Annotated in this window: 6 protein-coding genes and 2 pseudogenes; 7 read left to right on the top strand and 1 reads right to left on the bottom strand. The window is 60.3% G+C overall.

The window, feature by feature from the left end:
- Positions 1–430 precede the first annotated feature (430 nt).
- Positions 431–1,042 (bottom strand): TetR/AcrR family transcriptional regulator, encoded by a 612-nt coding sequence (locus tag FEJ81_RS22410; protein WP_138247408.1) that lies wholly within the window; start codon positions 1,040–1,042, stop codon positions 431–433.
- A 347-nt stretch (positions 1,043–1,389) separates the two neighbouring features.
- On the opposite strand from FEJ81_RS22410, the gene FEJ81_RS22405 reads away from it, so the two are divergent.
- The 7 genes and pseudogenes from FEJ81_RS22405 to FEJ81_RS22375 all read left to right on the top strand — a co-directional run bounded on the left by FEJ81_RS22405 (position 1,390) and on the right by FEJ81_RS22375 (position 14,324).
- Complete coding sequence (locus FEJ81_RS22405) at positions 1,390–4,461, top strand: MMPL family transporter (RefSeq protein WP_138247407.1); 3,072 nt, start codon at positions 1,390–1,392, stop codon at positions 4,459–4,461.
- 188 nt (positions 4,462–4,649) lie between these two features.
- The gene (locus FEJ81_RS22400; protein WP_138247406.1) at positions 4,650–5,399 is read left to right on the top strand and encodes a helix-turn-helix domain-containing protein; all 750 of its coding nucleotides are present in this window, start codon (positions 4,650–4,652) and stop codon (positions 5,397–5,399) included.
- 64 nt (positions 5,400–5,463) lie between these two features.
- Positions 5,464–7,995 (top strand): heavy metal translocating P-type ATPase, encoded by a 2,532-nt coding sequence (locus tag FEJ81_RS22395; RefSeq protein WP_138247405.1) that lies wholly within the window; start codon positions 5,464–5,466, stop codon positions 7,993–7,995.
- A gap of 176 nt (positions 7,996–8,171) precedes the next feature.
- The gene (locus FEJ81_RS22390; protein WP_138247404.1) at positions 8,172–9,242 is read left to right on the top strand and encodes a CNNM domain-containing protein; all 1,071 of its coding nucleotides are present in this window, start codon (positions 8,172–8,174) and stop codon (positions 9,240–9,242) included.
- Between the two features lie 139 nt (positions 9,243–9,381).
- Positions 9,382–9,673: pseudogene (locus FEJ81_RS24045) on the top strand (phage NrS-1 polymerase family protein); the annotation flags it as partial.
- 407 nt (positions 9,674–10,080) lie between these two features.
- A pseudogene (locus tag FEJ81_RS22380) lies at positions 10,081–10,269 on the top strand (IS66 family transposase); the annotation flags it as partial.
- 299 nt (positions 10,270–10,568) lie between these two features.
- The gene (locus FEJ81_RS22375) at positions 10,569–14,324 is read left to right on the top strand and encodes a glycoside hydrolase family 97 catalytic domain-containing protein (RefSeq protein ID WP_138247403.1); all 3,756 of its coding nucleotides are present in this window, start codon (positions 10,569–10,571) and stop codon (positions 14,322–14,324) included.
- Positions 14,325–15,178: the final 854 nt, after the last annotated feature.

The following is a 15,178-nucleotide window of genomic DNA, read 5'->3' as shown; positions in this document are numbered from 1 at the left end:
GACGCCGATCAGATGGTGAATGACACCGGTGGGCGACGACATTCTCCGCGCTTTAGGGCAGAGACCTCATACTGACGTCGTCGGTCATCGCCTTCAACACTGGATTCAGCCGGAAGGAGTGAACCGTCTGATCGAACTGGACGACCACACATTCGTCGAGAACGTCGAACGGGGCAAGTGCCGGCTGACGGGACGGTAAGCGAGACTTCACAGTGGGCTCGAGACGACCTCGTCACTACTGTGAACCTGTCGAAGATCCAGTCAGCAGGCGCAGTTTCGTGGATGGCTACTCACAGATGGATTCCTGCTGTACTAGTTCCTCCCTGTTCGCGACACGTTCGATTTCGCGATGATCGTGATCGACGTGTCGCCGTTCGAACACGTCGAAGTGACTCGACTTGCGCAGTATAGTCGGTCACCGATCCGCGTCTTACTCTTCGACGAGGAGATACTCCCGAATGTAGCGCTCGAACGCATCACGGCTGTCTTCGAGTACCTTCTCCTCGTCGTTGGTAACGCGAAACACCATCGTTCCGAGGAAGACGCTCTGGAAGAGCGCTGCCGTTTGCTGGGGGTCGACCTCCTGAAACTCGCCCTGTTCGATCCCCGATCGGATCGTATGTGCGATGTGTTTTCGAATGAACCGGTCGCTTCGGGTGAAATACTCCCGGTAATCGTCGTTGTGGGTCGCCTGCGATCGAAGTTCGACGATCGCTTGCGTGAACTCGGTTGGGGTTGCGGTGTCGCCGAAGCCGAACGTTTGGTCGACGATTTCCTCGATGTGATCGTCCACGTCCCCGTCCCCATACACGGGAATCTGTTCCTCGACCTGATTCAACATGAACTCGAGGAAATCGAGGAGGAGATCGTCCTTGCTGTCGTAGTGGTGGTACAGCAGCGACTTGCTCTTCGAGAACTCGTCGCCGATCCGCTGGATCGTGAGATCGCTGTACCCGTGTTTACAGAGCGCCACGTACGTCGCGCTCATGATGGCGCCGCGAGTTCCGCCCGGATCCTCGAGGAACGGTGGGAGTTGTGTCATCGTGATCGTGTCCTGTTCGCCCCGGGTATTTCGACGACACCCCGATGTGGATTCCGATTCGATCCCGTTGTTCCCACCATACTGAATACCGTATACGACTACCAACTATAAAAATTGATTGAATGATCAGTCTACTACTGTCTTTCGTTCACCAGCAGGTGACTTCATTCACAGCAGATGGAAAAAGGCCTATAACTGTTGACTGAATATTCAATCAACACATGGTAGCGGACACGAGTTGGACGATCGGAACGGCCCCCGCCGATCAAAACGAGGGGGACTCTTCGCTCAGCATAGCGTCACGGACGACAGAGAGTCGGTATCCGGGACGGAGGTCGGCCCGGTAGATGAGCTGGCTCGACACGGTTTCCGAGACGATCACGGACTACAGTCGGCCCGTGATCGCCGTCATGCTCGTTCTCACGCTCGTCGTTGGCGCGGGCGCTGGGATGGTCGACCAGTCCTCAAATCTCGATGCGTTCCAGAGCGACAGCGAGGAAGCGCAGAAACTGGAGTACATCGAGGGGAACTTCTCGACCGGCCAAGAGAACACGTCGGCAGCACAAGTGATACTCAGGGGTGAGAACGTGCTCACCCAGGAGTCGATGGTCGAGAACCTCCGATTGCAACAGTCGTTCCGCGAGAACGGGACGATCGAGCGGACACTCGTCGACGAACAGCCGACGGTCGGCGTGGCGAATCTCGTCGCGATCTCCTCTCTCACCGGCGAACAGCAGCGGGAACTGGAGGCGACGGCAGCGGAGTTCGAGGAGTTGAACGCGACTGTACAGGACGAACGCACTGCGGTGGAACGGCGGAGTGCGGAACTGAACGCCACCCAGCAGGAACTCCGTGCGGCGCTCGAGACGCTTCAGGAGGACCCGTCGGCATCGCCACGTGTGCAGTTCGAGGCAGTCGACGAGAACTCGTCAGTCGACCTCGGCGAGACACAGTATGCGACGTTCAACGAATCGACGCGACTGCTTAGAAACGCCGAAAACGAGTCAGGGATCGAAGCGGCCTATCAGCGCGGCACTCAAGGCGTTCTCGCCGACGAGTACGAGGCCCTCGACCAGCGCAGTACGGACCTCGAGTCACAGGCCGAGCGGCTAGCGGAACTCGGCGCGCAACTGGAAGCGCAACGGGCTGGCCTAGAGAACGCCTCGACAGCCACGCTGCAGGAACAGATCGACGCGCTCGAGTCGATGAACGCGACGGAGTACGAACGGGCACGCAGTAGCGTACTGAGTGAGAACTCGTCCGGCGAGATGAGCGGACTGTCGTTCATGCCGACGAGCTACGATCCGGGGTCGACGAGCGCGAACGCGACGATGCTGCTGGTCACTCATCAGACCGACGGTGGTGGCGGCCAAGGGGGAACGGTATCCGACGCAGTCGTCGACGCGCAACTGGCCATGCAGTCCATCGCGAACGAGGACGTCGAGGGAGACGGATCGGCGGCCATCGTCTTCGGCGGCGGGATCATGGGCGAAGAGATCGAGAATTCGATGGGCGACAGCATCGCGATCGTCGGCCCGCTCGCGTTGTTGTTCGTCGTCGTCGCGCTGCTGGTCGCGTACCGCGATCTGCTCGATATCTTCCTCGGCCTCGTCGGTATCGGCGCAGTCCTCCTCTGGACGTTCGGGTTCATGGGCTGGGCGGGTATCGACTTCAACCAGATGTTCATCGCGGTGCCCGTCCTGCTGATCGGGCTCTCGATCGACTACGCGATCCACATCTTCATGCGCCACCGCGAACAGCGCCAAGCGGGCGGTGCGTACGGTGCAGACGACACTCGCGGATCGATGCGGGTGGCCCTGGCCGGCGTCGGCGTGGCGCTCGTGCTGGTGACCGCAACGACGGCCATCGGCTTCCTCTCGAATCTCACGAGTCCGATCCCGCCGATACAGGAGTTCGGCATCGTGAGTGCGGTCGGTATTGCGGCCGCCCTGCTCGTCTTCGGCGTCCTGATCCCGGCGCTCAAAGTCGAACTCGATGAACTCCTCGAGTCTCGCGGCATCGATCGGAAAAAGCGCGCGTTCGGGACGGGTGGCGGCCGATTCAGCCAACTCCTGTCTATCGGCTCGACGGCGGCTCGACGGATGCCACTCGCCATCATCCTCGTCGCAGTTCTCGTGAGCGCGGGCGGTGCGTACGGCGCGACACAGGTCGACACCAGCTTCAACCAGGAGGACTTCATCGCAGAGGATCCGCCGGAGTGGACGAGCAACCTCCCCGGCCCGATGGAGCCGGGCGACTACTCGATGAAGGAGAACCTCGAGTTCGTCAACCAGAACTTCGCCCGAGAGGACTCCCAAGCCCAGATCCTCGTCGCGGGGAACGTAACTGATCCCGAGACGTTACAGCGACTCTCCGAGGCCGAACGCGAGGCCGCCGAGAGCGACGTCGCGATCACTCTCTCGAGCGGCGAGGCCGACATCCAGAGCCCCCTCGGGACGATGCGACAGGTCGCCGCCGAGAACGAGTCGTTCAACGCGACGTTCACCGCGGCCGATACCGACGGCGACAGAGTGCCCGATCGGAACGTCGAGCAGGTGTACGACGACCTGTTCGCCACTGCCCCCGACGAAGCGCGGAGCGTCATCCATCGGGTCGACGGCGGTGAGGGCTCCGACGGATCCACGGTGGACGACTCGTCCACCGGTGGCGACTACGAGGCCGTTCGAATGGTCGTCTCGACGAGCGGCACTGCGTCCATGAGCGATGTCACGAGCGAGATGCGAGCCATCGCGGACGGGATCGACGGGAACGGCCTCGAGGCCACCGCGACCGGACAGACGATCACGTTCGATATCGTGCAAGGCCAGCTGATGGATACGGTCATCGAGAGCCTGCTGATTACCCTCGTGGCCGTCTTCGCCTTCCTGATGGTCGCCTACCGGATCACGAAGGGGAGCGCGACCCTCGGCGCGGTGACGCTGCTCCCGGTCGTGTTCAGCGTCTCGTGGATTCTCGGGACGATGTATCTGCTCGAGATTCCGTTCAACGTCATGACGGGGATGATCACGAGCCTCACCGTCGGACTCGGCGTCGCCTACAGCATCCACATGAGCGAACGGTACAGTCTGGAGCTGGAACGGACGGGATCGGTCTGGGAAGCGATGTCCCGAACGACCACGGGAACCGGCGGCGCACTGCTTGGCAGTGCCGCCACGACCGTCGGCGGCTTCGGCGTTCTCGTCTTCGCCATCCTCCCGCCGCTCCAGCAGTTCGGGATCATCACCGGGCTGACGATCGTCTACGCGTTCCTCGCCAGCGTACTCGTCCTCCCGAGTCTGCTCGTCGTCTGGACGAAGTATCTCGGGCCGGACGTCTCCTTCGACGCAGCGAGTGCCGGTTCGACCGCCACGACGGCCAGTGATGGCGGCCGGCCGGAGGACCGAAGAACGGAGGACTGACCCGACGATAGCGTCGATCGACAACCCTCTAGATTCCGCCTGCTGTCCTCGTCCGACGGTGCCCCTTTCGAACCTCGAGGACTCTCCCTTCTCGTTGTTGCACGAACTGTTCTCACGTTTCACGCGTAACGACACAGCGCCGGCAGCACCGACCCACGTGTTATATTCAGCCACTCCCTAGCATGGGTATGCGCGAACTCGTCTTCGCCCTCGAATACGAACCCGGGTGTAACAGGGTGGCGGACACCCTCGCCGATCACCCCGACGCCCGGATCCGCTCGCTGTCACTGCATGCCACCGCTGAGCGTCTCTGGCGAGTCGACCACGTCACCGGACCCCCCGATGCCCTCGACGATATCGGGGACGCCTTCCTCACTAGCGACTACTACGCTGACTGTCTTGCTACTGAGGACTGCGGCGCCACCCAGGAAACCCAAGTCCTTGATCACACCGACGACACGCTCGTTCTCTACTCTGACTGGGAGCGCACCCCCGACTGCGCGTCCGTCCCCCACATCGCCCGCGACCACCTCGGCGACGGCGTGCTGTTCGAGACCCGTCACGAGGGGCGCCACTACACGTGGCGCATCATCCACTCCGGCGAGGGCGACGTGGCCGCATTCTTCGACGACCTCGAGGCGGCGGTCGGCGACTGCGCTCAAACGGAGATGCTCCGGACGGCAGATACGTCGGCGCCAACCAGAGAGACGACAGCCGACTCGAGTGGACTGTCCCCCGATCAGGAGGCTGCCCTCCGGGCCGCCGTCGAACACGGGTACTACCAGTCGCCGCGCGAGGTCGACGTCGGCGACCTTGCCGACCACCTCGACGTGCCGCGGTCGACGCTCACATACCGGCTCCGTCGGGCCGAGGAACACTTGGCCAAGCGGTACGTCGCTGGCGAGCAACTGACAGGTGGGGCGTCGCCACCGCTCTAACGGGGCAGGGAATTTGGAATATTCCAACAAAGGCTTATCGAAATAACGCCCCTACCTCGAGGTGATGACCGACGAATCAAACGCGGCCGAGCGGGTGAGCGGGGGCGGTCGGCAACAGGAGCTGACTGCACGCCTCGTGGTCCCCGAGATGGACTGTCCCTCTTGCGCCCAGAAGGTCGACAAGAGCCTCCAGCGCGTCGACGGCGTCGTCGACGCCACGCTGCAGCCGACCACCGGCACAGCAAACGTCACATACGATCCCGACCACACCAGCGAAGCCGACGTGGTCGAGGCGATCGAGGCCGCCGGCTACGAGGTCGTCGGGGGCTCGGACGCCGACGGCAACGACGAGCGAACCGCGGCAGCCGACGGCGTCGACATCGCGCCGCCGTCGACGGTTTGGACGAGTCCTCGTGCGAAGAAGACGTGGATCGGTGCGGCGTTCGTTACCCTCGGACTCCTCTTCGAGTTTCTCCTCACTGCCCAGAACGCCGCGGTGGCGAGCGTCCTCGACTATCCACTTCACGTGGCGGACGTCCTGTTTCTCGGTGCTGTCGCCGCCAGCGGCGTCCCCGTCGTCCGTAGCGGCTACTACTCCGCGAAGAACCGGAGTCTCGACATCGACCTGCTGATGGGGACGGCGATCATCGCCGCGACCGGCATCGGCTACTTCGTCGAGGCGGCGACGCTGGCCGTCCTCTTCAGCATCGCCGAACTGCTCGAGGACTACGCGATGGACAGAGCACGGAATTCCCTGCGCGAACTGATGGAGCTGTCGCCCGACGAAGCCACCGTCAAGCGGGAGGCCGCAGCGACCGGCGGGAGCGAGGCCGCCGAACGAGCGAGCGGGGAGCGTGAGCGACCCGCGAGCCGCGACGGCGAGGAAGTGACGGTGCCCGCCGACGAGGTGGAAGTCGGCGAAGTCGTGGTCGTCCGGCCCGGCGATAAGATTCCGCTCGACGGGACTGTCATCGAGGGCGAAAGCGCGGTCGACCAGTCGCCGATTACGGGCGAGAGCGTCCCTGTTGACAAGACCGCCGGCGATGAGGTGTACGCCGGCGCGATCAACGAGGAGGGCTACCTCGAGGTGGAGGTCACGTCGACGGCGGGCGACTCGACGCTCTCGCGGATCATTGAGATGGTGCAGGGCGCACAGGCGAAGAAGACCGAGACCGAGCAGTTCGTCGACCGGTTCTCGGGGTACTACACGCCGGTCGTGGTCGTGCTGGCGATCCTGACCGCCATCATCCCGCCGCTGGTCATCGCTGACCCCGTGTCAGTGGACGTAGCCGGGTACGGAATCAGCTTCGCCGGCGACTGGCAGACGTGGTTTATTCGCGGGCTCACATTGTTGGTGATCGCTTGCCCGTGTGCGTTCGTCATCTCGACGCCGGTGTCCGTGGTGTCGGGCATCACCAGCGCCGCGAAGAACGGCGTCCTGATCAAAGGCGGCAACTACCTCGAGGCGATGGGCGAGGTCGACGCCGTCGCCATCGACAAGACGGGCACGCTCACGAAGGGCGAACTCGCCGTCACCGATGTCGTCCCGGTCGGCGACACTGACGAGGCGACGCTGCTCCGCCACGCCGCCGGACTGGAGCGGCGCAGCGAGCACCCCATCGCCGCGGCGATTCTCGCTCGTGCCGACGAGGCAAGCGTGGGCGATCTGCCCGAGCTGACGGGCTTCGAGAGCCTGACGGGCAAAGGTATCCGCGGGGAGATCGATGTCTCCGGCGAAGCCGGAGGCTCGTCGGACTCGTCCGACGGTGGCGAGACGTACTACGCGGGCAAGCCCGCGCTCTTCGAGGAGCTAGGCTTTGACCTCTCGCGGGCGCGCCGCGAGACAGACGGTGTCCCCGGGAGCGGAACGACCGAGGGCTCGTCAGGCCATCGGTCTGACGGTGGCGTCGTGGCGGAAGATACGGCCGAGTCCGATGACGGAGCGTTCGCCGGGGATGCTCTCGCCGCACTAGAGCGGGAGGGCAAGACGGTCGTCGTCGTCGGGACGGACTCGGAGTTGCTGGGAGCCATCGCCATCGCCGACGAGGTGCGTCCCGCCTCGAAGCGGACTGTCGAACGCCTGCACGAACTAGGTGTGGAGCGCGTCGTGATGCTGACCGGCGACAACGAGGGCACCGCCCGCGCCATTGCGGAGGAAGTCGGCGTCGACGAGTACCGCGCCGAACTCCTGCCAAATGAGAAGGTCGATGCGGTCGAGGAACTGCAGGCGGAGTACGGCGACGTGGCGATGGTTGGCGACGGTATCAACGACGCACCCGCGCTCGCCACCGCGGAGGTCGGCATCGCGATGGGTGCGGCCGGTACCGACACCGCGTTGGAGACCGCGGACATCGCGCTGATGGGCGATGATGTCGGGAAGCTACCGTACCTGTACGAGCTGTCGCACACGGCCAACGGCGTCATCCGGCAGAACATCTGGGCGAGCCTCGGCGTGAAGGCCCTGCTCGCGCTTGGCGTGCCGCTGGGACTGGTAAGTGTCGCGATCGCGGTCGTCGTCGGCGACATGGGGATGAGTCTCGGCGTCACTGGGAACGCAATGCGGCTGTCGCGAATCGTCCCCGACCGGCTTGAGTGACCGCCGTTCCTTGCTCTCTGCCTCGCCGCGTTTTCTCACCACGATAGTATAGAGAGAGCAGATAGTAACGGATGCACTGCTTGTCGTTAGCCGTCGTGGATTCAGGCGAACGTGCGTCCGGATCAGTATCCATAGACCCCATTCATTTATGGCTGCTTCTACAACTAGTTCGGACGATGACTCCCCTTGAGATCAGTCTCCGAATACTGGCTGGTTTCATCTTGATCGGATTGAACGCGTATTTCGTCGCTATCGAGTTCGGTTTGACTCGTGCCCGACAGTACTCCAAGTCCGAGTTCGACACGCCGTCGCTCGAGCTCGCATGGAAGATGACCGAAGACCTCGAGTTTTACTTGACAACGTGCCAGATCTGGATCTCCGGAACAAGCATTGCGTTAGGGATCGTCGCTGAACCCGGGCTCGCGGCGGTGTTTGAACCGCTGTTCGAAAATACAGCGCTGGCATCGATCGGTGCTGGATCACTCCTCGGATTCTTGCTGATCAATCTCGTTCATCTTACCCACGGCGAACAGACGCCAACGTATCTCGGCGTCGAACGCTCCAAACAGGTCTGCCAGTACGGCGCACGACCCCTATACTGGTTCGCTAAGGTGCTTGCGCCGGCGATTTGGTTCGGTGACTGGATTGCGAAAAAGACGCTCGGTCTCTTTGGGATCGAAATGACCGGCGCGTGGCAGGAGACTGAACAGGAAGTCATCGAGACTCGAGCGGACCTTCGGAACCAGCTTGGATCCGTTCTCGAAGAAGGAGAGCTTTCGGAAGAACGCCGCGAAGAGGTGATGAACGCGTTCAATATCGGCGAACAGTCGATCAGTGAAGTGATGGTCCCGACTGATGACATCGTCGCTTTGTCTACTGAAGACGAGTCCGAAGTGAATCTTCAGAAGATGGAAGATCGACCGCAGACCCGATATCCGTTGATCGGCGATAATTTGACTGATTTTCAGGGTATTCTCTACACCCCGATTCTTCTCAGACATCGCGAGGAGTTAGCCAGCGGCAATCTCGACTTTGCTGCACTGGCAGCGCCGCCGATGACGCTCTCCCCTGATGCTGATGTCAGCGATGCCATTGATCAGTTCCAAGCAGAACGGCAAGAACTTGCTCTCGTAATCGAGGACGGGGAGGTTATCGGGCTGGTGACGGTAACTGACCTATTAGAGGCGATCATGGGTGACATTGAAGATCCGCTCGACCAGGAGTCAATCGAGACACCCAATCGGTGAGAGAACTCCATCGAACAGTTCTAGTCAGAGAGAGCTTAGACATGGATTCGTACTGTGGTTGAGAGAACAAACAGACCCTGCCTGTTAGGAGGCTCAGAAAACCGTCACAACGCCGCCGAAGATACCAATCAGGGCTTCTCGGGAGACGTGGGACGATGTCCACTACGCCGATGGATCGACATACGGCGAAAAGACCATCGAACGAGCGATTGCAAGCACGTCTGAGTTCTACGGTCCGGACGCTCGAGAGGACTCGAGTGAAGCGAGTTCCAGACAGAGTAAGTCGTCGACCGCCGGCAGTCGTGACGATCTAGCGCAGAATCATGCATATTTGGCCGAGAAGAATCGACTGTTGACCGACCGCGTCGACAACCTCGAGGCAACACTCGAAGAGAAAAACGACCGCATCGATGCACTCGAGGCGACCAACGAAGCGCTTCGAGAGCAACTCAGTGACTGTCAGGAGACACTCGAGCGTCGTGATCAGTCTTCGAGCTCCGAGACGGATAGACGGGTGCTGGTGAAGCCAACTCGATCTGGGTCCGTGCACGGCGGTTCGTCGGAGATGACAACTGAAGCCCATTCCAAAGCACTCTGACGGGTTTATCGACTCTCCGGAGGGATGAGGAGTTCAACGATGACTGCCACCAACCAGACAGATGACCACGGCATTGTGTGGTTAGACGAACCACTCGAGGAGTGCGGGCATGATCCGATTCCAGCGACGCTTGGTTCGACTGGATCACCAATCGACTGCGCGAGATGTGGCGCATCAGGCGTCCTAATCAATCACTATGCAGAAATTTAATCAGAGCTGCATTCGACGACGCAGACGAGGATTCTTCGGAAGATCATCGGGACACTCCGCAATGATCGCGGTATGTTCGTTCACGAGACGATCTTGTCCCTGCTGGCGACGTGGCACCAGCAGGGACGCAATCTCTACGAAGAACTTCGCCGAGTCGTCAGCAGCAATGAGATGATCTCACGGACTCACGCTGTACCCGCTGTTGAGCCCTCGGGGTAAACACATACTTCATTTGTAATTTTATAAGCATTCGAAGAACGTGAAACTAACTCTACAGCCTGCTCATTCCTCAAACTGGCCTAACTAGACACTGCCTCCTTCGACCTCTTGATCGTGGCTGTAACACACCTACCCCGACGCCGTACCCCTATTCAACAGAGCAGATTTTCTGGAGGTGGAATCGGTATGTACTCCCGGTTTGAACGCGTTCACGCGTCGTTCCAGCAGCGAAATTAATTCATAATATAGTAAATAAATAGCTAGACTTAAGTTATGGTCTCTGCTAACTACTGGCACAGATGAAGGGAACTGAAGCCGAGCAGACGTCTGATTATATGAAACGACGCGGTTTTATGGGGGGGATTGGCTCGCTACTCGCAGCGGCGTCGTTCTCACAGGCCGTGACAGCAGAGGTTGCTACACCGGTCACAAAAGGAGACGCGTCACCAACGCAGACGGTCTCCTCGCCGGACGGCAACATTGAGGTAACTATCGACGTATCGAACGGAACACCAACGTACTCGGTTACGTATGACAAAACGACCTATGTCGAATCGTCGGCACTGGGGTTCGAGTTCCAGAACCAACAGTCGTTCGGCGCGGCATCAGATGGTAATGCAGACCCGAGTCTCTCGGTTACTGGAAGCGAGAGCGGGACGGCGACCGAACGTTGGAATCCGGTCTGGGACCAGTATGCGACCGTCTCGGAGGAGTATCGGTGCCTCCGTATCGGGGTGGCCGAAACAGAAGACCCGAACAGATCGGCGAACCTGGAGGTTCGCGTATTTAACGATGGACTCGGGTTCCGGGCCACGTTCAACGAGGACTTCGCCAGTAACGACGGGAAGACCGTCATCACCTCGGAGAACACGCAGTTCAACTTCGCTGGCGACTACACCGCATGGTGGATCAGCAACGAGATGGTCAACCCCCGCTTCGAACAAGAGTACCAAGAAACCGCGCTCAGTGACGTCGACGCCGGTACTAGAACCATCCGTCCGAACGACAATACGCTTCGAAACGGCGCTCACACACCGTTTACGGTCGAAGCTGACGAGAACGCGTACCTGAGTGTCCACGAGGCTGATCTTACCGACTATGCGACGCTCTCGCTCGCACCTCAGTCTGACGACGGTGGGACGGAGTTTGCTGCAGAACTTGCCCCACTTCCAGACGGGACGAAAGTATCCACCAAAGCACCGTTCGCGACGCCCTGGCGGACGATTCAAGTCGGAACGAGTCCGGGTGACCTTGTCGAATCGTCGCTCATCCCGCTCCTCAACGACGAACTGGACGAGTCGGTGTTGCCTACCGTCGATGGCGAACCGGATACCAGCTGGATCACGCCCCGGAAGTACGTCGGTATCTGGTGGACGATGATCGCTGGGAACGCCAACTGGGAGTACAAGTCCGACGCCCAGATCGAAGAGGAGGGGGGCAACCCGGCCGCATACATCCACGGCGCGCGCACCGAGCGGATGAAGCGGTACATGACCTTCGCCAGCGAGAACGGCATCGATAGTGTACTCGTCGAAGGCTGGAATCAGGGCTGGGACAGCTATCCCGGCTCGGGAATCTCGATGGACTTCGACGCGTCCTATCCCGACTTCGACTTCGATGACGTCACCGACTTCGGTCAGTCGCTCTCCCCAAGCGTCGAGATGACCGCCCACAACGAGACCGGCGGGAACCTCGTCAACTACGAGGACCAGATTCTAGACGACGAGATATTCCAGTTTTACGAGGACAATCACATCCGGAGCATCAAGAACGGGTACGTCAACGATGCCGGGATAGGACACGAGGGGGATGGCGGAACGGCGACGATCAACCACCACAGCCAGATCGCGGTGAACCACCACGAGTTAGTCGCGAAGGAGGCAGCGAACGACCGACAGCTGCTCGAGCGCCACGAGGCCGACAAGCCGACCGGGAAACGACGAACGTATCCTAACCTCGCCGCGACCGAAACGGTGCGAGCGCAGGAGTTCGACGGTTTCAATGCGCTCGCCAGCAACCTCGGGCGAGATCACCACGTCAACCTACCGTTCACGCGAATGCTAGCCGGTCCGACGAGTTTCCAACCTGGAATCTTCGATATCACGTTCAACGATGACACCGGCGGGCAGGTACAGACCACGCGAGCCAAACAGCTCGCGATGTATCCTAACTATAACGCCGGAATCCAGATGGCCGCCGACCGTATAGAGGCGTATCTCAATCCTGAACTCGAGGTCGGTGAGCTTCTGCAGGCGACTGCCGGCGAACTGGATGGACTCATTACTGCTGATAACTGGCGGAACGCGTTCGGAACGAACTACGTGGCGGTTGACTCTAACCGGGCATCGTCCGGGTCGTCGGTCACGTGGACGGTCACGAACGTTCCGTCCGACGGAACGTACGATCTCCACCTGCGCTATGCCAGCGATGGCGAAGAAAATGCGTCCCGCGTTATCGACGCCGGCGAGACGCAGGCTACGCTCCGAGTCAACGATACGACGAAGACGATCACTCCGTCGTTCACCGAGTACTGGGACGACTGGCAGGTATTTACGGCGCAGGTCGAACTCACCGAGGGAGAGAACACCGTCGGTATCGAACTGAACTACGACGACACCAGCGGGTCGTTCACCGGAGATGTCGGCGGTTTCAACCTCAACGCTATCGCAGTCACAGAGCACGGGGCGCCCTCGCCGATCCCGGACAGCTACTCGGGCTATACTCCAGAGAACGAGAACTTCGATACCGAACCGGAGTTCTCGTTCATCGAGAACGTCCCCGCGGGCGGCTGGGACGATACGACGGTCATCGACGCCGAAATCGGCGAACACATCGTCACAGCCCGCCAGAAGGGTGACGAATGGTACGTTGGCGCGATGACCGGCGAGACTGGGCATGCACTCAACGTACCGCTGCGGTTCCTCTCGCCCGGTCGTGGCGACGAACGGGCGAACGAGAACGGAGCGCCCGCGAACGGATCAAACTCGCCGAAAGGACCGAAGTACGTCGCGGAAATGTACTCGGATGGGATCGACGCGACGGTTGATGAGAATCCGACGGACGCGCGAATCGACAAGGCTATCGTCGATCCGAGCACGACGCTCCTGGCTTCTGTCGTGGCCAGTGGGGGGCAGGCTGTTCGGTTACGGCCAGCTCGGGGCGGCGAGGTCGGCAAACTGCCGAAGTACGAGCGGCCCGACCAGCAGTACGACTCTATCACCCTTCCCGACCAGGCGTACGTGAGTTTCTCGTTCAACGTTGAGATAACAGGATCCCACTCCGGGGAGTTCATCGGCGGCGAGGAACTGAACGTCTACGCCAACGGGGAACAGATCGATACCGTCCTCGTTCGCTTCTCGTCCGAGCGGGAAACAGACAGCTTCAGCCTCACCTTCGACGAACCCGGCGAGTACGAGATTACAGTTGGGCGGTCGCTTGACGACGCCCTCCCCACACAGACAATCACCGTTCAGGACCCGTACTCGGCCGGCCTCCCGAGCCAGTATTCGACGTTCGCGTCGGCTCCCGCGGACTTCGGTCAGATGGACGATCAGCTCCTCATCAATGCCGCTGGTGAGGACGTCGAGACCTACGCAGACGAGTATGGGACCATCTACGTGGACGAGGGCCTAGGTGAGAGCGGAACGGTCACGACGGAAATTCTGAACCAGGAGATCACCAATACGTACGCCAAAGCGGGCCTCATGGCGCGGAACGCCATCACTGGGGCCGGAGAGTCCACTGGGTACGTATTGATAGCAACGGCGCCGGGGCTGGGACCGTTCATGCACGTCGACGCCGACGAAGACGGTCTAGTTGACACGTTTATCGGGTCTGAGGTCCCGTACGAGTTCCCGACGCATTTCCGGCTCGAAAAAGACGGCACGACGTTCACGGGATCGGTGAGTGTCGACGGTGGGTCGACGTTCACCGAAGTGGGAACCGTGGAAGTGCCCTCTGCGAATGAGACTCAGGACACGGGAATGTTCGTCACATCCCACAACGTAGGTACGAAGAGTCGAGTTGCATTCAGCGACTTCGAGATCGTGGAGTAAGCGATCTCCAGCTCGCTAGCCGGGCCGTGAGGCCCGAAATACGCTTTCGAGCGTTCTCGATTGCGAGAACTCCACCTTCAAGCTGCACCCAACTCCCATCTACCGTGGTGTCGGTTCCGCAAATCCGTCTGATACGCTCGCCAGCTGTACGGGCTGCAGAGGGCGCTAAACTGTCACTTTCTGAGGGTTTCAACACTGTCTATTCTCCCCCTTTCTAACGTGATCACTATCGGTATTCGATTGTTCTCTTTCCCGTCTGTTGCTGAGGTCATAATCCTACTGACGAACTCATAGATACTTCGGACAGGGTCTTGTAGGACCCCTAATACCCTCCCAGATCCATTAACAACCATTAAGATCTAATGAAATGAGCGGTAGCTAGTGAACTTGTGGGACGAGCAGCAACTCTACGACCTGCACTTATTGCTGTGGGTGTCTAGCCTGTCACCAGTTGAGGATTTCAACAAAGCCGTTGTTTTCAGTCGTTTGGGCATCTCTAGTAGCCACTGAGGGCTGCATGTGGTGACAGTCCCTTGTTGCTGCTCGAGTTCGGTAATTCGCTGGTCGCTATCTGACAGTCCTCCTATCGCGTGTTGGCCGACGCACACGGTGCCGTGTCGCTCGTGGATGGTTCTACTGAACTGGAGTTCGCAAGTGACAGTCCCCTACTGCTGCCGAGTTCATGAGTGAACTCGAGTCCACGTGATCCGCTGTTACTGGAACCACAGTGTTTCGCACAAGACGGCACCAACTAGTGCGGTCACGGTGGCCCCCAGATGGTGCGTCGATGCTGGCACCCCATTGGTGCTCTCGTGCTGTTTACATTGGTCACCCTCCGTCTCATCACACCGGCA

The sequence above is a fragment of the Natrinema versiforme genome (assembly GCF_005576615.1).
Lineage (GTDB): Archaea > Halobacteriota > Halobacteria > Halobacteriales > Natrialbaceae > Natrinema > Natrinema versiforme_A.
The sequence above is the reverse complement of the archived record's forward strand: the minus strand, read 5'-3'. Positions and strand labels throughout refer to the sequence as shown.

What these genes read in the sequence shown, in the direction of transcription:
- FEJ81_RS22410 (WP_138247408.1), bottom strand. Translation starts at nt 1,042, where the DNA reads ATGACACAACTCCCACCGTTCCTCGAGGATCCGGGCGGAACTCGCGGC.
- FEJ81_RS22405 (WP_138247407.1), top strand. Translation starts at nt 1,390, where the DNA reads ATGAGCTGGCTCGACACGGTTTCCGAGACGATCACGGACTACAGTCGG.
- FEJ81_RS22400 (WP_138247406.1), top strand. Translation starts at nt 4,650, where the DNA reads ATGCGCGAACTCGTCTTCGCCCTCGAATACGAACCCGGGTGTAACAGG.
- FEJ81_RS22395 (WP_138247405.1), top strand. Translation starts at nt 5,464, where the DNA reads ATGACCGACGAATCAAACGCGGCCGAGCGGGTGAGCGGGGGCGGTCGG.
- FEJ81_RS22390 (WP_138247404.1), top strand. Translation starts at nt 8,172, where the DNA reads ATGACTCCCCTTGAGATCAGTCTCCGAATACTGGCTGGTTTCATCTTG.
- FEJ81_RS22375 (WP_138247403.1), top strand. Translation starts at nt 10,569, where the DNA reads ATGAAGGGAACTGAAGCCGAGCAGACGTCTGATTATATGAAACGACGC.